This is a genomic window from Bacillus amyloliquefaciens DSM 7 = ATCC 23350 (assembly GCF_000196735.1).
Lineage (GTDB): Bacteria > Bacillota > Bacilli > Bacillales > Bacillaceae > Bacillus > Bacillus amyloliquefaciens.
Genome location: NC_014551.1, coordinates 1,848,983 through 1,873,322 on the forward strand (window position 1 = coordinate 1,848,983; position 24,340 = coordinate 1,873,322).

Below are 24,340 nucleotides of genomic sequence, written 5' to 3' on the forward strand. Positions count from 1 at the left end.
GGACGGCTTTGCAAAACACGGAAGATCTTCTTTACAAACTATTGGCAGGCCAGCTGAAATCTGTCGGATTTTTTACAGAAAACAAGACGCAGCCTGTATTGCAGGGGTTTTACGGCAGGTGGCTGGAAGAAAGCATCTCCATCTTGGTGCAAAATGGCTTTTTAAAACAGTCAGGCAGTACGTATGTGTTAACGGGGCCGATAGAGCATGCGGACGTGCTGTGGCAAGAATGGGATGAAAAGAAAGCTCCTTTACTCAAGGACAGCAGCAAACAGGCGATGATCACATTGGTGGAGACAGCCCTCAGAGCTTTGCCGGATATTTTATCCGGCAGAGTTTCTGCCACTGATGTTCTGTTTCCTGATTCCTCAATGGAATTGGTGGAAGGAATCTATAAAAATAATGAAACGGCAGACTACTTTAATGAGGTGCTCGCTGACACATTGACAGCTTTTATTGAAGAACGCCTGAAAGAAGACCCGAACGCAGAAATCCGGATATTAGAGATCGGAGCGGGTACGGGCGGGACAAGCGCGACCGTTTTTAAAAGATTAAAAGAGTACAAGCATCACGTAAAAGAATATTGCTATACCGATCTGTCAAAGGCCTTTTTCCTGCATGCTGAAAAAGAATACGGGCCCGACAATCCGTATTTGACCTATAAGCGGTTTAATGTGGAAGAGCCGCCGGCTTTGCAGGATGTAGACGCGGGCGCATATGATGCCGTGATTGCGGCAAATGTGCTTCACGCGACAAAAAATATTCGGCAGACGCTTCGCAATGCCAAAGCCGTGCTCAAAAAGAACGGGATTTTGCTATTAAATGAGATCAGCAGCCATTCGGTTTATTCTCACCTGACATTCGGTCTTTTGGAAGGCTGGTGGCTTTATGAGGACGCCGAGCTGCGCATCCCCGGATGTCCGGGGCTCTATCCTGAAGCGTGGCAGTCTGTGCTGGAAAGCGAGGGATATCGATACGTTACATTTATGGCGGAATCGTCACATCAGCTCGGTCAGCAGATCGTGGCGGCAGAAAGCGACGGCGTCATCAGGCAAAAGCAGCCGGACGCGCAGGCCGTTGAAGAAATTGCGGCTTCCAAAGAGCCGGCTGAATTCACAGAACCGGCTTCCTCAGTCACAGACCGGACGGTGCAATTCATAAAAGAAACGTTAGCCAAGTCGATAAAGCTTGCGCCCGAGCGAATTCAGCCGGAAACCAGCTTTGAAAAATACGGCATCGACTCCATTTTGCAGGTGAATTTTATCCGTGAATTGGAAACATTGACTGGCGAGCTGCCGAAAACGGTCTTATTTGAACACACGAATACGAAAGAACTTGCCGAGTATCTGCTGGACACTTACCCCGATAAGCTGCAGCAGGCATTTGGAGCTGAACAAGCGCCCCCTGAAACGAAGAAGCAGGAACCCGTAATAGAGGAACCGGTGCCGCTTGTAACGGAAACACGGCGATTTATCACTGAACCGAAAGAGGCGGAAGCGCCCAAGCCGGACACAGAAACCGCCGACACTAATCGCTCTGATCGGGATGACATCGCCATTATCGGCATCAGCGGCCGCTACCCGGAGTCCGAAACACTTGATGAGCTGTGGGAGCATTTAAAAGCCGGAGACAGCTGTATTACAGAGGCTCCGAAAAACAGATGGAAGTCGGGCCTTCTGAAAACAATGGCAAAAGAAACACGAAAAGAAGACCGAAAAACACGGTACGGCGGCTTTCTGCAGCATATTGACGCTTTTGACCATCACCTGTTTGACATCAAGGAAGACCATGTGATGGAGATGACACCTGAGCTCCGGTTAAGCCTTGAAACCGTATGGGAAACATTTGAAAACGGGGGCTACTCGTTAGAGAGATTAAACAAGTGGCAGGAAGCAGACAGCGGCATCGGTGTTTTTATGGGCAGTATGTACAATCAATATTTTTGGAATATCCCGTCATTGGAAAAAGCAGCGCTCAGCTCTAACGGAGGGGATTGGCACATCGCCAACCGGATTTCTCACTTTTTCAATTTAACGGGTCCGAGCATGGGCGTGACGACCGCATGCTCCAGCTCACTGAGCGCCATTCATCTCGCCTGTGAAAGCCTGAAGCTTAACAGCTGTTCCATGGCAATTGCCGGAGGGGTTAATCTCACGCTTGAACCGTCTAAATATGATGCGCTCGAACGGGCGAATTTGCTTGAACAGGGAAGTGAAAGTAAAAGCTTCGGAACAGGCACGGGTCTGATGCCGGGCGAAGGGGTCGGGGCGGTGCTCCTGAAGCCGCTCTCCAAAGCGGTTGCCGACAAAGACCATATTTACGGCGTCATTAAAAGCAGCGCGTTGTGCCATAGCGGAGGAAGGCAGATGTATACGGCGCCGGATCCGAAACAGCAGGCGAAGCTCATGGCGGCTTCCATCAGCAAGGCCGGAATAAATCCGGAAACAATCGGTTATGTTGAATCAGCGGCAAACGGCTCGGTATTGGGAGATCCGATTGAGGTCATTGCCCTGACAAACGCGTTCTCGCAATATACCGATAAAAAACGTTTTTGCGCGCTTGGATCCGTCAAGTCAAACCTCGGCCATTTAGAGGCGGCCTCCGGCATGTCCCAGCTCGCAAAAGTGCTATTGCAAATGGAGCGGGAAACGTTAGTTCCGACCATTAACGCTAAACCGCAAAATCCGAATATCGCGCTTGAACAAACAGCCTTTTACCTGCAGGAAAAAACCGAGCATTGGGAGCGTATGAGGGATGCCGGGACGGGAGACATCATACCGCGGAGAAGCATGATTAATTCCTTCGGGGCAGGCGGGGCATATGCGAATCTGATCATAGAAGAATATATCAGTCCAGATTTCCATCAGAACCGCAACAGCTCTGAGGAATATATTTTCCCTGTGTCAGCGAAAACGAAATGGAGTTTTGAAGCCTATCTTGACAGACTGGCGGCCTTTTTAGAAAAGACGCCATCTCTTCATCCGGCCGCTGTCGCATCCGCGCTACAAAAAAGAACGCATCATTCGGAGTACCGGGCGGCATTTACGGCTTCAACCGTTCAGGAACTGGTGAAAAAGCTGGCCGCTTACCGCTTGGATCAGCCGAATCTCAATTTCTCCGATTCTGCTATCGCCAATCGTGCGCGGCAATGGGAAAAAGGAGAGAATATCGCATTTGATCAGGTGGAGCAAGAGCACGCCGTTCATCTGCCGGCCTATGCTTTTGACCACCGGACTTCTTTTCATTTCGGTGAAGCAGAAAACGCGGCCGGCGTTCAGGCGAAATACAATGATGATGATCCATATGTGCAAGGGCATCAATTCAACGGAGAACCTGTACTCGTCGGCGCTACATACAAAAGTCTGGCGGCCGAGCAGTTTTATCATCTCTTTCCCGATGCAGAAGGAGGACAAATTAAAAAACTGAATTACGTCAATCCCATTACCGTAAAAAAAGGCGATCGCATCGAGCTGAAAACAGAATCAAAACAAAACGGGGATGCTTTTGAACTGCGCATGATGTACCGCAGCCGTACATCTCCTGATTGGAGCGCAGCGGCGTATGCCGAGTGCAGTCCGTATCCGTTTCAGAAGCGGCACGCGGATCTGGCGGCCATTCAGCGCTCTTACAGTGAAGTGGGACGGATAGATGAGTTATACGGAGACGGAACGGGAACCGTCGTGTGGGGAGAAGAATTTAAAACGATCACCCGCCTATACAAAGGCACTGATGCCGTTTTAGCAAAGCTGAATCTGAACAATGGCGACTCGCAAAATTATGCTATAAATCCGTTAATCGCCAACAGTGCTTACTTGTCCGCGCTTTCTTTATTGGATCAAGCGGATGCAGAAAGCTATCTGCCGTTCGGCATTAATTCCGTCACCTTCGGCAGCCCGGAAAATCTCACCGATTGCTGGCTGCACATCAAGCTGGCCAAACAAACAGGGGAGATGATCCTGTTTAACGCAGATGTAATCAACAGCCGGTCTGAAGTGGTTATGTGTTATGAAGGCTATGCCCTGAAACGGTTCCGCCCGGAAGCGTTTCAGATGAATCAGCCGGCTCGAACGACTGTGAAAAGCGCGGGAGAATCGATTTCTGCCGGCAGTCTGACAGATCATATCCGCAGCTATGTCCTTGGCAAGCTCGCCAAGATGATGGATGAACCTGCGTCATCCCTGCGTTCTGATGCTAATATCATGGAATTGGGGCTTGATTCCGCAAGCCTGATCGGACTGACAAAAGAGATCGGCGAAGAGGCAGAAATCGATGTGAATCCAACATTGTTTTTCGAGTATCCTACGGCGGAAGAGCTGACCCGCTACTTTGCGTCAGCACATGAGAGCAAATTTTCTCAATTGCTTGCCGATCACAAGCATACAGAAGAGGCTTCGGTAACAAAAGAAGCGCCAACTTTGCCGAAGGAACAGCATCCACCCTGTGATAACAGTAAGATCAAGCAAGGAATCGCCATTATCGGTATGTCAGGTCAGTTTCCGCAATCTCCGGATATCCAGTCTTTTTGGGAACACACCGTAAACGGAGATCACTGTATTTCAGAAATTCCGGCGGAGCGCTGGGACTGGCGCCGTTACGCCGATGATGAGGATGACACAAGCCTCAGATGGGGCGGTTTTATTGACGGAGTCGGAGAATTTGACCCGCTCTTTTTCGGAATTTCTCCTAAAGAGGCTTCGCAAATGGGGCCTGAGCAGTTTCTGCTCTTGATGCATACGTGGAAGGCAATGGAGGATGCGGGCCTGACCAATAAGGCGTTATCAAGTAGACCGACAGGCGTTTTCGTTGCCGCGGGCAATAGCGACCCAAACAATGGAACATCCATTCCGTCCATCATTCCGAACAGGATATCATATGCCTTGAATTTACAAGGGCCGAGTGAATATTACGAGGCTGCCTGCACGTCAACGCTTGTGGCATTGCACAGGGCGGTTCAATCGATCCGTCATAACGAATGTGAGCAGGCTGTCGTGGGCGCCGTCAATATTCTGCAGTCACCGAAGGGCTTTATCGGATTTGATTCAATGGGATATTTAAGCAAAAACGGCCGGGCGAAATCTTTCCAAAAAGATGCCGATGGTTTTGTCAGAAGTGAAGGGGCGGGCGTTATCATCGTAAAACCGCTCGAGGCGGCAATTGAAGACGGTGATCACATTCACATGGTCATTAAAGGAACCGGGGTGTCTCATGGCGGTAAGGGCATGTCGCTTCACGCGCCGAACCCGGCGGGAATGAAGGCCGCGATGAAAAAAGCGTACGAGGGCACCGATGTCGATCCGCAAACCGTCACATACATTGAAGCCCACGGCATTGCCTCCGAAATGGCAGACGCGCTGGAGTTCAATGCCATCAAAGCGGGCTACGGCGAGTTTGCGAATGAGGAGGAAAGCGCGCCTTGTTATATCAGCACTGTGAAACCTTGCATCGGCCATGGCGAACTCGCTTCCGGACTGGCAGCCCTTATGAAAGTGGCGATGGCCATGAAGCATCATACTATCCCGGGCATTCCCGGCTTTACAGCTGCAAATGAGCAAATGACCATTCAGCAAAGCCGCTTCCGTTTCACCGAAGACAATCAAGAATGGACACAGCTCACCGACGATAATGGCAGTCTGATTCCGCGCCGGGCCGCAATTAACAGCTATGGCTTCGGCGGCATGAATGCGCATGTCGTCTTGGAACAGTACAGCCCTCGTCTGAAAGACACGGAATCTGCACATGAACCGCAGCTTATCGTGCTTTCTGCTAAGAGCGAAGATCGGCTTAAGGCGGCCGCAGGTCAGCTGGCTGCTTTCATACAAACTGAATATATTCCGTCATTGCGGGATATTGCTTACACGCTTCAGACCGGGCGTGAGGCGATGAACTGCCGCCTGGCACTCGTTGCCCGCAATCAAGATGAACTGCTGGAAAAACTGACAGATTACAGAGAGTTTTCCGAAGAAAGCAAAGGAATGAAAAGCTTCTTTACAGGCAGTCAGCAGACTGGATCAGGAGATATCGGGGTTTTACTGGAAGGGACACTCGGTACAGTCGTTACGGAGACGCTTCTGGCAGAAAATAATCTGGAAAAGCTGGCGTTTTGCTGGGTTAAAGGCGCGGACATTCCATGGGACAGACTCCACCAAGGTAAACCTGTTCGACGAGTCCCGCTTCCGACATACCCTTTTGAAAAACACAAGTATTGGAAAGGCGGTCGGACAGAAGACATCAGCCTTCCGCCGGTTTCACAGAACCCTCAGTCCCGCCGCGGGGATGCGGCTGACATTGTGGCTGACATTTTGGGGATGGAGGCGGCGGAAATTGATCAAAATAAGCCGCTGACTGAATACGGCTTCGATTCATTCTCCTGTATTCAGCTGCTGAAAAAACTTGAGGACGCAGACAGCCGCATAAGTCTGGAAGCTCTTCAGAACTGCGGTACTCTTCAGGAGCTCAACGTGCTGTTAAAAACGAACCAATCGCAAGGTGCGGGCGGGAATTTTCCCGAACTCGTCAAACTGAATGAAAAGGAAACAGGCCGTCCTGTTTTTTGGTTTCACGGAGGAACGGGAGGCGTTGAAGCGTATCAGCCTTTCGCCAAAAAGAGCCAGCGCCCTTTTTACGGCATCCAGGCAAGGGGTTTGACAGGGAAAGACCCGCTGCAAGGAATTGAAGAGATGGCCGCTTCTTATGTGAGAATCATCCAAGCTGTACAGCCGAAAGGCCCATATGATCTTGGCGGATATTCCTTGGGCGGCATGCTTGCATATGAAACAGCGCGCCTCTTGCAGGAGAAAGGGCATACGGTGAAAAGCGCCGTCATGATCGATACCCCGTACAGTGAAAAATGGAAAGAAAGAAAACCATCTATCAAGTCAGTCATGCTGCAAACGATCAATACGATGCTTACGGCATATCTCAAGCCTGAAAACCCTGAAGAGGCATTAATCAGCAGGGAAGACATTACCGTTCAGGCTGAGGAAGAAGATGTACTGAAAGAATTGATCACACTTGCCAAAGAGCGCGGCCTGCCCAAATCAGAAGAAGCGATACGGATGCAGCTGGAGCAAATGATGAAGACGCAGCTCGCTTACGGAATGGAAGAGTATGACATGAAGCCGCTGCCTCATCCGGAAGCGCTGCAATGCTACTATTTCCGAAATAAAAGCGGTTTGTTTCTCGGGGATCTTGAACGTTATCTCACAGCAGAGGAAGAACAAATTCCGTTAGACTATGATGCGTATTGGAAAGAATGGGAACGGCAGATAAAACAGTTTCACCTGCTGGACGTGCATTCTTCCAATCATGTTACAATGCTGACGGAAACAAAGCCGCAAAACGCCATTAAGGCATTTTGCGAAAAGCTGTACGCAAACAAAGGGACGATAAGCGCCAATTTTCTTAAATCTTTCAGGAAAAAGCTGGACGAAACAAATGAGTTGGTAAAACGGTAATAGAGAAAGCTGCCGGAGCAATCCGGCAGCTTTTTTGCCTAAATCAGAACTAAATTTACTATGTACTAAATATTCATATAAATTTATTGTTTCCTGTTTATAAGACATTTAAAAAGCCCCCAAAAAGGGGGCGGGTATCAAAATTTGACAGGCAATGTTTCAAGCCCTCTTAAAAACACATTTTTTCTCCATGTCAAATCCTCGGACGAGCCGTTCAGCTCTATATTCGGAAACCGTTTTAAAAGCGCATTAAAGGCAATGGATGCTTCCATCCGGGCGAGCGGGGCTCCGAGACAGAAATGAATGCCGAAACCGAAAGAGATATGACGGTTCGGTGTTCTCGCCACATTTAATGTATCGGGTTCATCGAAATATTCCGGGTCCCGATTGGCTGAACCGATGCCGATAAAAATCATATCGCCTTTTTTAATGGAAACATCTTTATACGTGAAATCTTCAATCGCCCATCGATTCGCCATCATGATGACGGGAGAGGTATAACGCAAAAGCTCCTCGACCGCCGTCTGGATAGTGTCGGGCTGCCGCTTTATGTTCTCCAGCTGGTCTTTGTGGAGAAGAAGCGCCAGTGTGCCGGAGCCGAGAAGGTTAACCGTTGTTTCAAGCCCGGCGACGACTAACAAAAACAGCATGGAATACAGCTCTGATTCACTCAGCTTTTGGCCGTCCTCTTCTGCGTAAATAAGCTTGCTTGTCAGATCCTCACCCGGGTGGTTTCTTTTTTCTTCAATCAGTGTTTGCATATATTGTTTAAACTCTCTGAGCGCCTGGTTGGTCGCATCTTGTCCGCTTTCTGACGTGTCGACCATCGCGCTTGTCCACACTTGAAATTTGGCACGGTCTTCTTTCGGAATTCCGAGCAGCTCGGAAATGACGATAAACGGGAGCGGTGCGGCGAAATCTCTCATGATATCAGGATCTGCTTTTGTTTCCATTTCATCCAGCAGCTCTTCTGTGATCCGTTCTATCCCGGTGCGAAGCTGCTCAATCATCCGGGGAGTGAATCCCTGATGCACCAAAGATCGAAGGCGTGAATGATCGGGAGGGTCTTTTGCCAGCATATGCTCTGATACAAAATCTATATCTTCACTGACATTCAGCTTCGCGATCAGCTCCTTCGGCATGACCCGTTTGACATCTCTTGTAATTCTTCCGTCCTTTAAAAACGCCATACAATCATCATAACGTGTGATGAGCCAAGCCGGAAAGGTGCCTCCGAAACGCTGCAGTTCGAATTTATGTATAGGATCCTGCTCTCTGAATCTGCTTAGTACCGCAAAAGGGTTTTCGTGAAACTCGGATGAGTGTGGGTGAAACATTATTTTTTCCATCTTGATTTCCCCGCCTTCATGTTTTTGAAAAAGACATAACAAACAGCCGGTGCCTGTCGACCGGACGGCATTCCTCCTATTATCCGCCGAAGAACCTGATTACAACGGCTCATAAGTATGTCTAAACTATATAAGGAAACAGAAGCCGGTTCAACAGACAAATCGTAAAGCCGCCATTTTCGTTGATTATCAACAAAACAACATACTTTTTTTTCCATTCCATCATGTGCGCTAAGTCCGGCTAATATACATATTTACGCTTCATATCAACTTCTTAAGGAGGCTGTGAATGGCTGCGTTTATGAAATGGACGGCAAGTCTGCTTTTGGTGATCTTTCTTCAGTTCGGCTTTATGGGCGCCGGCATCCATTCGGAGAATACTGCTGAAGCTGCATCCCGATATGATCATGTGCTGTATTTCCCGCTGTTAAAATATCCGGAGACGGGGAATCATATAAAAGATGCCATTTCGGCAGGGCATTCTGACATTTGTACAATTGATCGCGGCGGAGCTGAGGAAAGAAGGAAAGAATCATTGAAAGGCATTCCGACAAAGCCTGGGTTTGACCGTGATGAATGGCCGATGGCAGTCTGTACGGAAGGCGGGGCAGGGGCTGACATCAGATATGTAACCCCTTCGGATAATCGCGGAGCCGGTTCATGGGTTGGAAATCAAATGAGCGGATATTCCGACGGTACGAGAGTATTATTTATCGTTCAGTAACCTTCTCCGGTTCGCCGGAGTTTTTTTGCTTTGAAAAAGAGGCGTGCCGGCTGGACATATGAAATCGCGAAGAGTAAACTTATATGTTGGAAATCGGCATGAGAAAGGATTGGATCACATTGACAGTGACTACATACCGAAATATTGCACTTTTGCTTCTTTGTTTAACTGCGGGAATTGTGGATGTGATCGGTTATTTAAGTTTAGGGCATGTCTTTACCGCCAATATGACGGGGAATATCGTTCTGTTCGGCCTTGCGATCGGCAATTCATGGCACCTTGCCGTACTCAAATCTTTAACCTCGTTAATCGGATTTATTGCCGGCGTTATTGCCGCCGCCGTGCTTGTCGGCAATAAAAAGAAGTCATTCTGGCCGCCTGCCGTAACTGCGGCTTTGGTTATTGAAGGAGCTGTTTTGCTCCTGTTTGCTCTGTTCTCTTGTTTTTTTGCAGAGAGCATTTCTGTTTATGTGCTGATTATGCTGCTCAGCTTCGCAATGGGAATGCAGACGACAGCCGCGAGAAAACTTGGTGTAGCCGGGATTTCCACGACCGTATTAACGGGAACGCTTGCTAATTTTTTTGAAGATCTCACCGCAAGGTTTTACAAATCGGACAAGCGGAAGCAGTTTACGAGAGATGCTGTTTTGCGCGCGCTTGCCTTGGTGCTGTATTGCTTCGGGGCGGTCATTGGCGCCTTTGCCGAACCGGATTATAAATTTGCCGTTATCTGGCTCCCGATTATCATTATTTTAGGTATTATGCTTTGCGCATTCACGATGTTCCACGGTTATTCGGAAGAAAAAAACCAATAAAAAAACGCCGCTGATTCAGGGCGTTTTTTTCGTTTTATTGCTCTTGTCGGGTCCCGATTGTATAAACGGCCCGATCTGTATGTACCTTTAATCCGTTCTGCTCTTTTTGAATGGTAATGTCACCAAGCAAAGGGATTTCATACGCATCTTGAGGGAGCGGTACATTGCCTTCCTCCGTATAGGTTGTGCCGTGCCCTTTTAAGACGAGTTCTTCGTCCGCTACATAGTCATCGGGATGATTTGTTCGGCGGACGAGAACATCATCAAGGTGAAGCATGATTTGATCCATATCAGAAATCTCATTCCGGCTGTCTGTCAGCTCTCCTTTTCTGATATCAAGCGTTTGTCCGATTTGCTTTTGCAGCCATTCAGACAGTTCGGTGTTTGTGAGTGCCATTGTCATTCCTCCTTTTATCTACACCATACTTATTCCCTATTTTTTCAGAAATACACTGTCTTGCATTCATCTTTTATTCTGACAGCAGGATATGAAGAGTTCCGAGTTTCTTCATTATAATGTTTCTGCTGTTTACTGAAAAACGGGGTCATCTGCTGATGCAGACGATCCCGTTTTCTCATGAGAAAAAGGTTATTCTTTCGGTACGGCGTTTTCGGCGTTCACTGCGCCTGCTCCGTAAATGTTCGGATCTTCATTTGTCCATTTATCCGGACTTTGTTTGATCAGTGTTTTCACTTCGTCAGGCGTAAGCTGCGGGTTCTGCTGAAGGATTAAGGCGGCGATGCCCGCACAGATCGGAGTGGCCATGGATGTGCCCGACAAACTGAAATACAAGGACCCTACACGGTTTGATTTTTGTAATTTGTCAAGATATGAACGCGGAGAACGAAGGGATACGATATCGACTCCGGGTGCAAGAATATCAGGCTTCTCTTTTCCGTATACCGTCGGGCCGCGGCTTGAGAAAGAAGCAATCGTATCATCTTCATTGCTCGGCGTATCATTGTCATCATAGGCGCCTACCGTGATGACCTTCTGACTGACGCCGGGGCTTGAAATCGTTTGTGCTTCCGGACCGGAGTTGCCCGCGGCGACACAGACGACGATTCCTGCGTTCCATGCTTCTTCAACGGCCTTGACGAGCGGATCATCCGTTTCTTTGTCATATCTGAGCGCTTCTCCGCCCAGCGACATGCTGATGATCCGGATCGGGTTCTCGGTGTATTCTTTATTATATTGTATGCACCATTCCACTCCTTCAATGATATCAGCCAAGGTTCCTGATCCTGATTTGTTTAATACCTTGACACCGATCAGATTGGCTTCCGGCGCCGGTCCTTGATATTTTCCGGAAGAGGATGCGCCGCTGCTCGCAATATCACCGGCGCAATGAGTGCCGTGGCCATTGTCATCATACGGTTCTGTCCTTTGGTTTACAAAGTCGGCAAATCCGGTAATTCTGCCTTCTAAATCGGGGTGCTGATAGATTCCGGTATCAATAACGGCAACGGTTACGCCTTTCCCTGTTAATACGGTGCCGTTTCGGGTCACTTCTTTTGCATGGGATGATTCCGCTGCCGTATCAAGAAGTGCTTTTACTTCACGGTTTAAATAGATTTTACGGATATCCCGGCATTGAGAAAGAAGCATATGAAGGGCGGACGGGGTGACTTCCGCGCTGCAGCAATTAAATGTTTGAAACTGCTTTTTTATAGTGCAGCGTTTCTCATTTGATAGGACCTGACCCGTGCTGTGAAAACCGGATTCGTGGCATCCCTCTTCGAATTCAATGATGACTGACATTTTCTTTCTGTTTTTTACCTTCTCTTCGAAAAAGCTGTGCAAAAAGCAAGGCGTCCATTTGAAAGGTTTATATAACTGTAATACGTTTTCTCTGAGCGGCCAGTCCAGTTTATGAGCATTTGACCGCACCATTTGTACCATTGAGTAACCAAACATATATACTTTTCCTCCCATTCTGGCGATTCTCTCTATACCATATGAACAGGCTGTATGTTCGGTCAGTTTGTTTGTCCTTCAGAGAGCTGGTTACTTGCGGCTTTTTCAGATGAAAAAGAAACGAATAAGTTGAAATCGAACACTTGTTCGTTTATAATAAAGCCGACAGAAGGAGGTATAAATATGAACATGATATTGAGACATTCCTTGGAAAAGCAGCTTCCAATTGATATTATATATATGAAAAAAGACGGCTCGATTTCAAAACGGACCATTATTATTAAAAAGGGGATGAGCGGGCTGTGAAGGCATTCTGCTGTACAAAAAGGCAGATGAGAACCTTTTTGACGGAGTCCATTCTGTCCTGCGCATTTGCTTCGGGAGGCGGATCTGCATTTTTAAGAGCGTATTCTTGATGTTTTCTGTTTCCTCTGTCAATCTCCCGTCCGTGAAAATTCGGGCATTCCTCCCTTTTTTTTGCCTTCTCTCAACCTTTTTTCACTGATGCCCGGCATCTGAAGGCTTGAACCGTGACAATCCATTGATTTTTTGAAACCGGGAAGTTTTTCACTGATGATAATGTGAATAGAATGTTAAGATAAGACCTATTGACAAAAAACCATATAATGAACATTTCATTTTTCAGAAAGGAGAACAAAAGGAAAACTGATGAAGAGAATTTTACTTAATGTCATCATTATCGTAGCAATGGTCTTACTAATAAGATGTGTTCATTATGCGTCAGACCCTGATCCCTCGAATTCCTCTGATACATACACAGATTTTAAAGATCTGGCTGAACACGAAGACCCCGATGATTATCATATATCGTACAATAAGCAAGAGGGGAGCTCTGTATTGATTATGTCGCCGCACGGGGGCAGAATTGAGGGCGGGGTGAGCGAGATCGTCCGCTCTTTCAGAGATGATTTTTCAACCTACCTGTTTGAGGGATTAAAAACGCATGATAACCAGACCCTTCATATTACGAGCACCAAGTTCGATGAGCCTTTAGCAGTCAAAAGCATTAAACAGCACCGTTATGTTATCGCAGTTCACGGTTATAAAAGCGACGAGAAAAACACTCTTGTCGGAGGAAGTGACCGGAAGCGGGCGAAAAAATTGGTGAAAGCTCTTAAACGAAACGGATTTTCTGCAGAATTGGCAACCTCAAGAACCGGGCTGTCCGGAGTTGACATCGAAAATATCAATAACCAGACCCAAACCGGGCTGAGCATACAGCTTGAGATCAGCAGAGAACAACGGGAAGCGTTTTTTGATAATTTTGATTACCGCGAAAGAGAATTCACAAAAACGGAGGAATTTTACCGGTATGTCCGTACGATAAAAAGAGTGATCAATCAAGAGTATTCTTGAGCTTAAAATAAGACAAACCAGTGAAAGTTGAGTAAACTGAAAAAAAGGAGGATTGTCCCTTGGCAAAACACCATTTTTATTTAAAAGCAAATTGGCCCGGAAATCGGAACGGCGTCGGCGATATTAAAAGCGGCCGGCTGGAAACAGCTGTGTCCATTCCTAAGGAAATGGACGGACCGGGAGAAGGCACAAATCCTGATGAAATGCTGCTTGGAGCGGCCGCGACCTGTTATATTATAACGCTTGCGGCAATGATGGAAAGAAGCGGTCTGGATAAAGAAGATCTACATATGGAATCTGAAGGAATTGTAGACGTAACAAACGGTGTATTTACATATCAAAAAATCATTCACCGCCCGTTTATAGTATTAAAGCCGGGTGCAACTGAAACGGAGTTTACGCTGGCCAGAAAGCTGGCGCAAAAAGCGGAGTCCTCGTGTATGATTTCACGAGCGGTCCAGGGAAACGTGGAGATGGAGCTTGAAGTGGAAGTAAAAGCCGCCCGCGATTGATGAGTTCAAACGGTCAGCTCCGGGCCGTTTGATTTTTTTTAGCTTTTTGAGACTTGGAACGGTTCAGCAGGATAACGCCTGTGATGACCAAAACGAGACCGATCATCATTTTGACTGTCATGGCCTCCTTAAAAACGATAAAGCCGACAATCGCCGTTAAAGCCGTGCCGACACCTGACCATGTCGCGTATGCGGTGGATAAATCAAGGCTTTTCAAAGAGAAGCTCAAAAACATAAAAGAGGCTCCGATTCCGGCAATGACGCCGAGAGCGGGCCATAGGTGGGTAAAACCGTCCGACAGCTTCAGCATCGTGCTTCCGAACACTTCTGATACAATGGCTAATGCCAAGCAGAGTAATCCTTTCATTATCATGCCTCTCCTTTCTACCAATTCATCAAAATGACACCGGCCAATAAGAAAAAGAGCCCGATAACAGCCTGCTTGTCCAGTTTTTCATGAAACCACTTCGCTCCGATAATGGACGCAAGCACCGTTCCGGCCCCGCTCCATGTGGCATAGGATAAGCTGAGCGGAATGAGATTCAGTGTCAGTGAAAGCATATAAAAGGCCAATGAATAGCCAGCCACTACAAGTGCGCTCGGCACAAACCGCGTAAATCCGCGGGAGACCTTCAGCATGGCCGCACCCATTGACTCTGATAAAATAGCAATTGTGAGGAAGATATAACCCAGAATCATATCCAATCCCCCTCTCATCATCATCTTCATGCCTTTTGTTTAAGGCAGTAAAATAAAATAATATCCGAACTTTACCCGGCAAGTCAAGACATTCGGCCTATATAAAAAGGCCCCTGAAAGGAGCCCTTTTTGATTGTCTTAGTAGTAATACGGATAGTAAGGGTAGCCGTAACCCCCGTACAAATACGGATTTAATAAGGCGCTTCCGACCAGACCCCCGACAAGCCCTCCGGCAAACGGACCGCCGAAAAATCCAAACGGACGTCCGAATCCATAGCCAAACCAAGGGCGGCCAAACCAAGGGCGGCCAAACCAAGGCCGGCCAAAACCAAAACCCGGCCGTCCGAACCCGAATCCCGGCCGGCCAAAACCAAATCCAGGACGTCCAAACTGTCTCATATCACTATCTGCTGCGTATGCGTATTCTTCATTCATAATTTAGGTACCTCCAAGAATAAATTTGAGATGATAACAGAGTATTCAGCCCACCAATTTTTGATTGGGCGTTTATCAAAAAAATAAAGGAGTGAGCTTTTGTGGGCCTGTATCAGTCCGACTGGTCAAAAAAACCTCCGCATACACACGCATACCGGGCTGTAACGGATGTAGTGCAGGGGCATTACCATTTGATCGAAGGCTTTTCACAGCCGGAGAACGGCAGCAATACAGATGAGCATACACATTTTTATTCGGGCATCACCTCTTTTGAAAACGGCCATTTCCATAGGTATTACGGTATTTCCGGCCCTGCCATTCCGAGGGTTGACGGAACACATTATCATGAGCTTGCAGAGACCACCTTTGCCGCTTACAATGAGCCGATTCAGATCCGCTACGGCGGGGTCGTTTACGATCCGCGGGAGCAAGACCGGAAAACACACCACCACAAGCTCAAAGGAAAAACGAGAGAGGTTGTCGGCAACGAGCCGCTCGGGTGGTAATTGACGTTTAGCGCTCAGAAAAAAGGGCAAAATGGATAGGTGCCTGGAGAAATGAATGCTATAATCAGGGGGAGATTTATAAAAGAGAGTGATACATATTGAAAAATACAAAACAGCCTGTCGTCATACTCGTCGGCCCGACGGCAGTCGGAAAAACAAAACTGAGCATCGGACTCGCAAAAATGCTGAATGCGGAAATCATCAGCGGAGATTCCATGCAGGTATATAAGGGGATGGATATCGGTACGGCCAAAGTCACCGAAGAAGAGACAGAAGGCGTGCCGCATCATCTGATTGATATTTTGGACCCGTCCGACACTTTTTCAACGGCGGATTATCAGAAAATGGTGAGGGAAAAAATCAGCGAGATTGCCGGCAGAGGAAAGCTCCCGATGATTGTCGGAGGGACTGGTCTGTACATTCAGTCTGTGCTGTATGATTATACGTTCACTGAACACTCCGGTGATCCTGTATTCCGGGAGCGCATGGAGAAACTGGCGACAGAAGAAGGGGCGGAAGCTCTTCATGCCAAGCTTGCGGCAGCCGATCCGGAAGCGGCGGCGGCCATTCATCAAAATAATACGCGAAGAGTCATCCGCGCGCTCGAAATTCTCCACATATCAGGAAAAACAATGTCAGAGCATCTTAAAACCCAAAAACGGGAGCTGCTTTACAATGCGGTACTCATCGGTCTTACAATGGACAGAGAAGTGCTGTACGGCCGGATTAACGATCGTGTTGACCTGATGATGGAAGCCGGCCTTCTTGCTGAAGTCAAGCGGCTGTATGATATGAATATCCGGGACAGCCAATCGATTCAGGCGATCGGCTATAAAGAGCTGTATGAATATCTGGATGGAAAAGTGCCGCTCCCTCAGGCTGTGGAACAATTAAAGCAAAATTCAAGACGTTATGCGAAACGCCAGCTGACCTGGTTTCGCAATAAAATGTCCGTCTCATGGACCGATATGACCCCGCCTGTGGATATCGAACAGAAAATAAAGGAAATTTTCGAGTGTATAGCAGGAAAACTGGAAATTTAATCGAAACAGTATTGTATTGAGAACCAAGGAGGACGAAACATGAAACCGATTAATATTCAAGATCAGTTTTTGAATCAAATCCGAAAAGACAATACGTTCGTCACGGTGTTTTTACTCAACGGCTTTCAGCTTCGCGGCCAGGTAAAAGGCTTTGATAACTTTACCGTCTTGCTCGAAACGGAGGGGAAGCAGCAGCTTATTTATAAACATGCCATCTCCACGTTCGCCCCGCAAAAAAACGTTCAGCTTGAGCTTGAATAGACTTTTTTGTCCAAAGACCATGAAGCATGGTCTTTTTTTATGCGCGCCTGTATATTGCCGGCTGGAGATCGGAAACATAAAAGGGGGCTCGGAACACCATGTTTGAAAGTGAGAATGAACTGAGAAGAATCAGGATTACGCTCGTTTGGATCGCTGTTTTTTTGCTGTTTGGAGCATGCAGCAATCATGAGACGGTGGTGACGGATCATGACGGCGGCTCAACGGATACCGAACCGCAGACTGAAAGCACGGTGCAGCTGGAACATAACCATTTCGGCGTCGTTGAGGACGGTTACATGAAAATATACCGCTACGATGAAAAAACGAATAAAATCAAACTGAAAAAAGAAACGGCGCTGGATGAGCTTGAATAAATTTCACAAGCGTTCGAATTTACAAAGCAGGCCGCACAAGCTACACTAGGTACTGACATTGATCATGCAGAGGGTGAGACGATTGAAACACAAGGTGATAATCAACCATTGGGAAGAAACCTGTGAAGATGATTCCTGCTATGAATATGGAACCAGCATCATCGTTGACGGCAAAGAACTGATCAGAGAGGCTTCCATTACAAGCGCTCTGAAATCCGTACTGAAAGAAATCGGTGCTGATGTGGAAATAGAAGAAACCGTTGAAAGCGAAAAAAAATGTGATTCTTACAAAAAATAAGAATAAAAGTCTAGACTACTAAGCAGTTTTTTTTCATGTTATGATAGACATCGGCTTACACATGACACCTTGAGTAGGATGAGAGATGATTCTCGTTCTGCTCTCTTTTTTGGGCGTTAATCGGGGCAGAACCAAGGTCCGCTCTTTCAAAAATATGAACTTTTTATAAATCGATCTCAATATGTTGTGTTTTTCTGAGAGGTTAGTATACTATATATAGTGTTAAGAGATTCATTATTTTTGATAGGTCGTGATATGGATGGTTCAAATCATATTTGATTCAAAGACAGGGAATGTTCAGCGTTTTGTGAATAAAACAGACTTTCAGCTGATCCGCAAGGTGGACGAAATTGAAGATCTGGACACTCCGTTTGTACTGGTGACCTACACGACAAACTTCGGACAGGTGCCGGCATCAACGCAGGCATTTCTTGAAAAAAACGCCCATCTTCTGCAAGGAGTCGCAGCGAGCGGAAATAAAATCTGGGGTGAGAATTTTGCCAAAAGCGCCGACACGATCTCAAAGCAGTATCAGGTGCCGGTCCTTCTTAAATTTGAACTCAGCGGCACAGCGAAAGACGTTGAATTGTTTACTCAGGAGGTAGAAAAAGTTGTCACAAAACCAAGTGCCAAAATGGATTCAGTTAAATAACGAAATTATGATCCAACAAGATGGAAAATTCCAGTTTGATAAAGATAAAGAGGCTGTACATAGCTATTTTGTTGACTATATCAATCAAAACACGGTATTCTTTCACGATTTGAAAGAGAAGCTGGATTATCTGATTGAAAATCAATATTACGAAGAAGAGTTTTTGAGCCTCTATTCGTTTGAAGAGATAAAAGATGTTTTCAAGACAGCTTACGCGAAGAAATTTCGTTTTCCATCCTTCATGAGTGCTTTTAAATTTTATAACGATTATGCATTGAAAACGAATGATAAGAAAAAAATCCTTGAGCGTTACGAGGACAGAATTTCAATCGTGGCCCTGTTTTTTGCAAACGGCGACGCGGAAAAAGCGAAAGACTATGTGCGCTTAATGATTAACCAGGAATATCAGCCGAGCACGCCGACATTCTTAAATGCCGGACGCAAACGCCGCGGCGAGCTGGTCAGCTGTTTCCTTTTGGAAGTCAATGACTCGCTGAATGATATTTCAAGAGCGATCGACATCTCCATGCAGCTTTCGAAGCTCGGAGGAGGCGTGTCACTTAACCTGTCGAAGCTCCGTGCCAAAGGCGAAGCGATTAAAGATGTGGAAAATGCCACAAAAGGCGTCGTAGGCGTGATGAAACTTCTTGATAATGCGTTCCGCTATGCTGACCAAATGGGGCAAAGACAAGGCTCAGGCGCGGCATACCTGAACATTTTCCACCGGGATATTAATGATTTTCTTGATACGAAAAAAATCTCGGCTGATGAAGACGTCCGCGTTAAAACCCTTTCCATCGGCGTCGTGATTCCGGACAAGTTCGTCGAGCTTGCGAGAGAGGATAAAGCCGCTTATGTCTTTTATCCGCATACGATTTATAAAGAATACGGCCAGCATATGGACGAAATGGACATGACGGCGATGTATGAGGAGCTTGTCGACAATCCGCGCGTCAAAAAAGAAAAAGTGAATGCGCGCAAATTGCTTGAAAAGCTTGCCGTTCTCCGCTCTGAGTCAGGCTATCCGTACATTATGTTCCAGGACAACGTAAATAAAGAGCACGCGAATAACCACGTCTCAAAAGTGAAATTCTCAAACCTTTGCTCTGAAGTGCTTCAGGCGTCACAAGTTTCAGCTTACACAGATTATGACGAAGAAGATGAAATCGGCCTGGACATTTCCTGCAACCTGGGTTCTTTAAATATTTTGAATGTCATGAAACATAAATCGATTGAGCGCACGGTGAAACTTGCGACGGATTCCCTGACTCATGTGTCCGAGACGACGGATATCCGCAACGCGCCGGCAGTCAGACGCGCGAACAAAGCGATGAAATCGATCGGTTTAGGCGCGATGAACCTGCACGGCTACCTTGCCCAAAACGGCATCGCTTATGAAAGCCCGGAAGCAAGAGACTTCGCGAATACGTTCTTTATGATGGTAAACTTTTATTCCATCCAGCGTTCAGCTGAGCTTGCGAAAGAAAAAGGCGAAACGTTTGAGCATTATGAAGGCTCCACTTATGCAACGGGAGAATATTTCAATAAATACATCGAGAAAGAGTTCTCGCCGGCATACGAAAAAATCGCTGCGCTCTTTGAAGGCATGCACATTCCGACAATCGAAGACTGGAAAGAGCTGAAGGCGTTTGTCGCTGAAAACGGCATGTACCACAGCTACAGACTGTGTATCGCGCCGACAGGCTCCATTTCCTACGTCCAATCCAGCACGGCATCCGTTATGCCGATTATGGAACGGATCGAAGAAAGAACATACGGAAACTCAAAAACGTATTACCCGATGCCGGGGTTAGCGTCTAATAACTGGTTCTTCTACAAAGAAGCTTATGATATGGACATGTTCAAAGTGGTGGATATGATCGCGACAATCCAGCAGCATATCGATCAGGGAATCAGCTTCACCCTGTTTTTGAAAGATACGATGACAACTCGTGATCTGAACCGTATTGATCTGTATGCCCACCATAGAGGCATCAAAACCATTTACTATGCAAGAACGAAAGATACCGGGCAGGACAGCTGTCTTTCTTGTGTTGTTTGATTAAAGGAGAGTTTACAGTGACAAAAATTTATGACGCAGCAAACTGGTCAAAGCATGAAGATGATTTCACCCAAATGTTTTACAACCAAAACGTAAAGCAGTTTTGGCTTCCGGAAGAGATCGCATTAAACGGCGATCTTCTCACTTGGAAGTATTTGGGTAAAAATGAACAGGATACGTACATGAAGGTTCTCGCCGGCCTGACACTGCTTGATACAGAGCAGGGGAACACGGGCATGCCGATTGTGGCCGAGCACGTAGAAGGCCATCAGCGAAAAGCGGTTCTTAATTTCATGGCGATGATGGAAAACGCGGTGCACGCAAAATCATATTCAAATATTTTTATGACGCTTGCTCCGACTGAAACGATCAACGAAGTGTTTGAATGGGTGAAGCAGAATAAATACCTGCAGAAAAAAGCCCACACCGTCGTCGGACTGTACCGCGCCATAAAAAAAGATGATGAGATTTCGCTGTTTAAAGCGATGGTCGCTTCCGTTTACTTAGAAAGCTTCCTTTTCTACAGCGGTTTCTATTATCCGTTATATTTCTACGGACAGGGCAAACTGATGCAAAGCGGTGAAATCATCAACCTGATTCTTCGTGATGAAGCGATCCACGGTGTCTATGTCGGACTGCTTGCTCAAGAAATATACAATAAACAAACAGAAGCGAAAAAAGCGGAACTCCGCGAATTTGCGATTGAGCTTTTAGAAGAGCTTTATCATAATGAGCTTGAGTATACCGAGGATCTGTACGACCAAGTCGGGCTGTCTCATGACGTAAAGAAATTTATCCGCTATAACGCCAATAAAGCGTTGATGAACTTAGGATTCGATCCTTACTTTGAAGAAGAGGATATTAATCCGATCGTATTAAACGGATTAAACACCAAAACGAAATCACATGATTTCTTCTCCATGAAAGGGAACGGCTACAAAAAAGCGACGGTAGAACCGATTAAAGACGAAGATTTTTATTTCGGCCAAGATGAAGAGCAGATATAATATCTGCTCTTTTGGCTTGAATGGAGAGGTAAGACAGGAGGAACGGACATGAATAAAATGGATGAAATCATCTTGGCTGCACCGCGAAGCGACGTCTTTCAAAATGAAACGCTGGCATTTCAGGGAGTCAACAGCGAAGATGAATGTATCGTAAAGATCATGGCTCAAATTGAGGAGCATTTTTTTGACATCAGAAGAGGCGACGCGGAAGAGGACCCGCGTTTTAAACAGCCGATTCCATATGTCGTCATCCGCCGTGATGATGAGGTGTTTGTGTATGAACGGCTCGCGGGCGGCGGGGAATCGCGCCTCCATAATAAGCTTTCCCTCGGTTTCGGCGGACACATGAATCCTATGGAAGGGGCGGCTTCTTTTTCAGAGGTGCTGAAAGAGAATACCGACCGGGAGCTGGCGGAAGAACTGTACATTCGTGAGGAGGACAAACAAAACATTGTCACACTCGGTTTAATCAACGATGATGAAAACAATGTAGGGAAGGTACATATCGGCATCCTTTCTGCGCTCCAATTAGCGTCTGGAGCGCAAGTCGAAGTGAAAGAAAAAGATCAGATCGCCGGCCGCTGGATGAAAGTGAGCGAATTAAAAGAACAAGACGTGTATCAGCGTCTTGAAACTTGGTCACAGTTTGTCGCCGATATTCTTCAATAACAGAAAAACCCCTGTTCCTCCTAAAAAAGGGAGAACAGGGGTTTTTCGTTAGTTTAGTGTAATGACGGTATCAAATCCCGCTTTTTTTGCCCGCTCTGCTAACGATTCAGCATTATCTCTGGAAGAGAATGCGCCAATCTGCACTTTAAATAAGCCGCCTGTTGAAAGCACTATTGCATCAAAACCTTTAGACACCGCATTGGCGGCAAGCGCATCAGCATTTGCTTTCACTTTGAAAGCGCCGATTTGCACTTTATATAAGTCAGCCTTTTTTTTTAGACTGAAAGCTTGCTCCAAGCCCTTGGCATGTCCTCTTGCAAGGCTTTCAATAAAACTGGATGTTTTCAGGTTGTTTGCGTCAGCTGTCGTATCAATAAAACCATTCTCCGTCAAAATCGCCGGCATATTTGACTCCCGCAGCACATGGAAGTTGTCTGTTTTTTTTCCGCGGTCATGAAAACCTGATGCGTGGATCACTTGTGTGTGGACGGCTGATTGGTAAGTCGAGGTCGGCGCTCCGACTCCCGGGTAAATATAGCTTTCAAATCCGGTTCCGCCTCCTGAGTTAATATGAATGGATAAAAAATAATCTGCGCCCCAGCTGTTGGCGGCATCTGTTCTTTCCGTCAGGCTGACCGTCTTATCGCTTGTCCTGCTCATCATGACAGAAACCCCTACATACTCATCCGTCAGAATTGTGCGCAAAGCCAGCGCGATCTCCAGAGTGACCGCTTTTTCCTGGAGGCCGTTCCCGGTTGCACCTGAATCAGTTCCGCCATGACCAGGGTCTATAAAAATTTTAACCATTCTCCATCACCTCATTACAGCATATGATGAGATTCAAAAGGTGCTTGTACGGCTGTCATTCATGAGAAAAATAAGAAATCCGCCTAACATTTCCCGGAAAATAAAAATAAATGGTTTGTCCCCCCGTTTCAGCTGAATACAATAAGAAATGAAAAATATTTCTCGGGAAAGCGCAGGATTCAGCATCATTCCCGAAGAGAACGGAAAATGTGACAGATATAGGAGAAAACGGGCCTCATGATGTAGGCGGATGTCACAGAACGTCTTCATCATGAATAAGATAAAGAGAGAACAGAGAGGTGAGCATGTTGGAGCGCGCTGTAACCTATAAAAATAACGGACAAATTAACATCATTCTTAATGGCCAAAAGCAAGTGCTGACAAATGCGGAAGCTGAGGCGGAATACCAGGCCGCCCTGCAAAAAAATGAAGCCAAGCACAGCATCCTGAAAGAAATTGAAAAAGAAATGAACACATTAGTGGGAATGGAAGAGATGAAACGCAACATTAAAGAAATTTACGCATGGATCTTCGTCAATCAAAAACGGGCCGAACAAGGGCTGAAAGTCGGGAAACAAGCTCTTCATATGATGTTCAAAGGGAATCCCGGCACCGGGAAAACAACCGTCGCGAGACTGATCGGCAAGCTTTTCTTCGAAATGAACGTTCTTTCAAAAGGACATCTGATCGAAGCAGAACGTGCTGATCTGGTCGGTGAATACATCGGACACACGGCGCAAAAAACGAGAGATCTGATTAAAAAGTCGCTCGGCGGCATTTTATTCATTGATGAGGCGTACTCACTTGCAAGGGGCGGAGAAAAGGATTTCGGTAAAGAGGCGATCGATACGCTTGTCAAGCATATGGAAGACAAACAACATGAATTTATCCTGATTCTGGCAGGATACTCGAGAGAAATGACACATTTCCTTTCATTAAACCCCGGCCTGCAATCGCGTTTTCCTATCAGCATTGATTTTCCGGATTACTCTGTCACTCAGCTGATGGACATTGCCAAGCGCATGATAGCAGAACGGGAGTATCAATTAAGTCAGGAAGCCGAATGGAAGTTAAAAGATTACTTAATGACAGTAAAAAGCACGACAAGCCCCATTAAATTCAGCAACGGTCGCTTTGTCAGAAATGTGATTGAAAAATCAATCCGCGCTCAGGCCATGAGGCTTTTAATGGGAGACCAATACTTAAAAAACGATCTGATGACGATCAAGAGCCAGGATTTATTTATAAAAGATGAGACGGCAGCTCATGAATAATCCTCTCAGCCGGTCTGAGAGGCCTCTTTTTTATTTCTCTCTTTAAAACCCGCCGGATGTGTGGTATACGCCCTGCGGGTTTGGTATGATAGTACTACTGCCCA

At 46.5% G+C, this 24,340-nt stretch carries 22 protein-coding genes and 1 pseudogene; 16 read left to right on the top strand and 7 right to left on the bottom strand.

Annotation, left to right across the window (positions count from 1 at the left end; all coding sequences use genetic code 11):
- Positions 1-8: 8 nt before the first annotated feature.
- Positions 9-7,454 (top strand): beta-ketoacyl synthase N-terminal-like domain-containing protein, encoded by a 7,446-nt coding sequence (locus tag BAMF_RS29590; RefSeq protein ID WP_013352339.1) that lies wholly within the window; start codon positions 9-11, stop codon positions 7,452-7,454.
- A gap of 137 nt (positions 7,455-7,591) precedes the next feature.
- Here BAMF_RS29590 and BAMF_RS29595 read toward each other — a convergent pair whose 3' ends face one another.
- On the bottom strand, positions 7,592-8,803 hold the full coding sequence (locus BAMF_RS29595; RefSeq protein WP_013352340.1) for a cytochrome P450 family protein: 1,212 nt from the start codon (positions 8,801-8,803) through the stop codon (positions 7,592-7,594).
- A gap of 352 nt (positions 8,804-9,155) precedes the next feature.
- Here BAMF_RS29595 and BAMF_RS29600 point away from each other — a divergent pair, with 352 nt between their 5' ends.
- The gene (locus BAMF_RS29600) at positions 9,156-9,527 is read left to right on the top strand and encodes a NucA/NucB deoxyribonuclease domain-containing protein (RefSeq protein WP_232469737.1); all 372 of its coding nucleotides are present in this window, start codon (positions 9,156-9,158) and stop codon (positions 9,525-9,527) included.
- An 83-nt stretch (positions 9,528-9,610) separates the two neighbouring features.
- Complete coding sequence (locus BAMF_RS29605) at positions 9,611-10,342, top strand: YoaK family protein (protein WP_013352342.1); 732 nt, start codon at positions 9,611-9,613, stop codon at positions 10,340-10,342.
- 34 nt (positions 10,343-10,376) lie between these two features.
- Here the strand turns inward: BAMF_RS29605 and BAMF_RS29610 are convergent, their stop codons facing one another.
- Both BAMF_RS29610 and BAMF_RS29615 read right to left on the bottom strand, forming a co-directional pair.
- On the bottom strand, positions 10,377-10,739 hold the full coding sequence (locus BAMF_RS29610; RefSeq protein ID WP_013352343.1) for a hypothetical protein: 363 nt from the start codon (positions 10,737-10,739) through the stop codon (positions 10,377-10,379).
- A gap of 192 nt (positions 10,740-10,931) precedes the next feature.
- Positions 10,932-12,260, bottom strand: coding sequence for a S8 family peptidase (locus BAMF_RS29615; RefSeq protein ID WP_013352344.1), 1,329 nt, complete (start codon positions 12,258-12,260; stop codon positions 10,932-10,934).
- A 183-nt stretch (positions 12,261-12,443) separates the two neighbouring features.
- Between BAMF_RS29615 and BAMF_RS29620 the strand changes: the two are divergent.
- The 3 genes and pseudogenes from BAMF_RS29620 (at position 12,444) to BAMF_RS29630 (ending at position 14,149) form a co-directional block, all read left to right on the top strand.
- Positions 12,444-12,676: pseudogene (locus tag BAMF_RS29620) on the top strand (hypothetical protein).
- A gap of 253 nt (positions 12,677-12,929) precedes the next feature.
- Positions 12,930-13,637: a poly-gamma-glutamate hydrolase family protein gene (locus tag BAMF_RS29625; protein WP_013352345.1), complete on the top strand. Its 708-nt coding sequence runs from the start codon at positions 12,930-12,932 to the stop codon at positions 13,635-13,637.
- Between the two features lie 59 nt (positions 13,638-13,696).
- Positions 13,697-14,149 carry an OsmC family protein gene (locus tag BAMF_RS29630; protein ID WP_013352346.1) on the top strand — a complete coding sequence of 151 codons (453 nt, stop codon included), beginning with the start codon at positions 13,697-13,699 and terminating at the stop codon, positions 14,147-14,149.
- 13 nt (positions 14,150-14,162) lie between these two features.
- On the opposite strand, the gene erbB is transcribed toward BAMF_RS29630, so the two are convergent.
- The 3 genes from erbB to BAMF_RS29645 form a co-directional block, all read right to left on the bottom strand.
- Complete coding sequence (gene erbB, locus BAMF_RS29635) at positions 14,163-14,516, bottom strand: SMR family multidrug efflux transporter EbrB (RefSeq protein WP_014470379.1); 354 nt, start codon at positions 14,514-14,516, stop codon at positions 14,163-14,165.
- A gap of 17 nt (positions 14,517-14,533) precedes the next feature.
- The gene (gene erbA / locus BAMF_RS29640; RefSeq protein WP_013352348.1) at positions 14,534-14,848 is read right to left on the bottom strand and encodes an SMR family multidrug efflux transporter EbrA; all 315 of its coding nucleotides are present in this window, start codon (positions 14,846-14,848) and stop codon (positions 14,534-14,536) included.
- A 138-nt stretch (positions 14,849-14,986) separates the two neighbouring features.
- A complete protein-coding gene (locus BAMF_RS29645; RefSeq protein WP_013352349.1) occupies positions 14,987-15,283 on the bottom strand; it encodes a hypothetical protein in 297 nt (98 codons plus the stop codon).
- A 101-nt stretch (positions 15,284-15,384) separates the two neighbouring features.
- Here BAMF_RS29645 and BAMF_RS29650 point away from each other — a divergent pair, with 101 nt between their 5' ends.
- The 9 genes from BAMF_RS29650 (at position 15,385) to BAMF_RS29690 (ending at position 22,155) form a co-directional block, all read left to right on the top strand.
- Positions 15,385-15,789, top strand: a complete 405-nt coding sequence (locus tag BAMF_RS29650; protein WP_013352350.1) for a YmaF family protein — start codon at positions 15,385-15,387, stop codon at positions 15,787-15,789.
- A 98-nt stretch (positions 15,790-15,887) separates the two neighbouring features.
- The gene (miaA, locus tag BAMF_RS29655) at positions 15,888-16,832 is read left to right on the top strand and encodes a tRNA (adenosine(37)-N6)-dimethylallyltransferase MiaA (protein ID WP_013352351.1); all 945 of its coding nucleotides are present in this window, start codon (positions 15,888-15,890) and stop codon (positions 16,830-16,832) included.
- 39 nt (positions 16,833-16,871) lie between these two features.
- Complete coding sequence (gene hfq / locus BAMF_RS29660) at positions 16,872-17,093, top strand: RNA chaperone Hfq (protein WP_003154064.1); 222 nt, start codon at positions 16,872-16,874, stop codon at positions 17,091-17,093.
- A gap of 98 nt (positions 17,094-17,191) precedes the next feature.
- Positions 17,192-17,467, top strand: coding sequence for a YmzC family protein (locus BAMF_RS29665; RefSeq protein ID WP_013352352.1), 276 nt, complete (start codon positions 17,192-17,194; stop codon positions 17,465-17,467).
- 82 nt (positions 17,468-17,549) lie between these two features.
- The gene (locus BAMF_RS29670) at positions 17,550-17,765 is read left to right on the top strand and encodes a hypothetical protein (protein ID WP_013352353.1); all 216 of its coding nucleotides are present in this window, start codon (positions 17,550-17,552) and stop codon (positions 17,763-17,765) included.
- Positions 17,766-18,024: 259 nt separating this feature from the next.
- Entirely contained in the window at positions 18,025-18,417 is a 393-nt protein-coding gene (gene nrdI / locus BAMF_RS29675) for a class Ib ribonucleoside-diphosphate reductase assembly flavoprotein NrdI (protein ID WP_013352354.1), read from the top strand.
- Positions 18,377-20,479 carry a class 1b ribonucleoside-diphosphate reductase subunit alpha gene (gene nrdE / locus BAMF_RS29680; RefSeq protein WP_013352355.1) on the top strand — a complete coding sequence of 701 codons (2,103 nt, stop codon included), beginning with the start codon at positions 18,377-18,379 and terminating at the stop codon, positions 20,477-20,479. The genes nrdI and nrdE overlap by 41 nt, the downstream gene beginning before the upstream one ends.
- A gap of 17 nt (positions 20,480-20,496) precedes the next feature.
- Positions 20,497-21,486 (top strand): class 1b ribonucleoside-diphosphate reductase subunit beta, encoded by a 990-nt coding sequence (gene nrdF / locus BAMF_RS29685; RefSeq protein WP_013352356.1) that lies wholly within the window; start codon positions 20,497-20,499, stop codon positions 21,484-21,486.
- A 48-nt stretch (positions 21,487-21,534) separates the two neighbouring features.
- Positions 21,535-22,155 (top strand): hypothetical protein, encoded by a 621-nt coding sequence (locus tag BAMF_RS29690; protein ID WP_013352357.1) that lies wholly within the window; start codon positions 21,535-21,537, stop codon positions 22,153-22,155.
- A gap of 48 nt (positions 22,156-22,203) precedes the next feature.
- On the opposite strand, the gene BAMF_RS29695 is transcribed toward BAMF_RS29690, so the two are convergent.
- Positions 22,204-22,962 carry an N-acetylmuramoyl-L-alanine amidase gene (locus BAMF_RS29695; RefSeq protein WP_013352358.1) on the bottom strand — a complete coding sequence of 253 codons (759 nt, stop codon included), beginning with the start codon at positions 22,960-22,962 and terminating at the stop codon, positions 22,204-22,206.
- 305 nt (positions 22,963-23,267) lie between these two features.
- Between BAMF_RS29695 and spoVK the strand changes: the two genes are divergently transcribed.
- Entirely contained in the window at positions 23,268-24,236 is a 969-nt protein-coding gene (gene spoVK, locus BAMF_RS29705) for a stage V sporulation protein K (protein ID WP_038462785.1), read from the top strand.
- Positions 24,237-24,340: the final 104 nt, after the last annotated feature.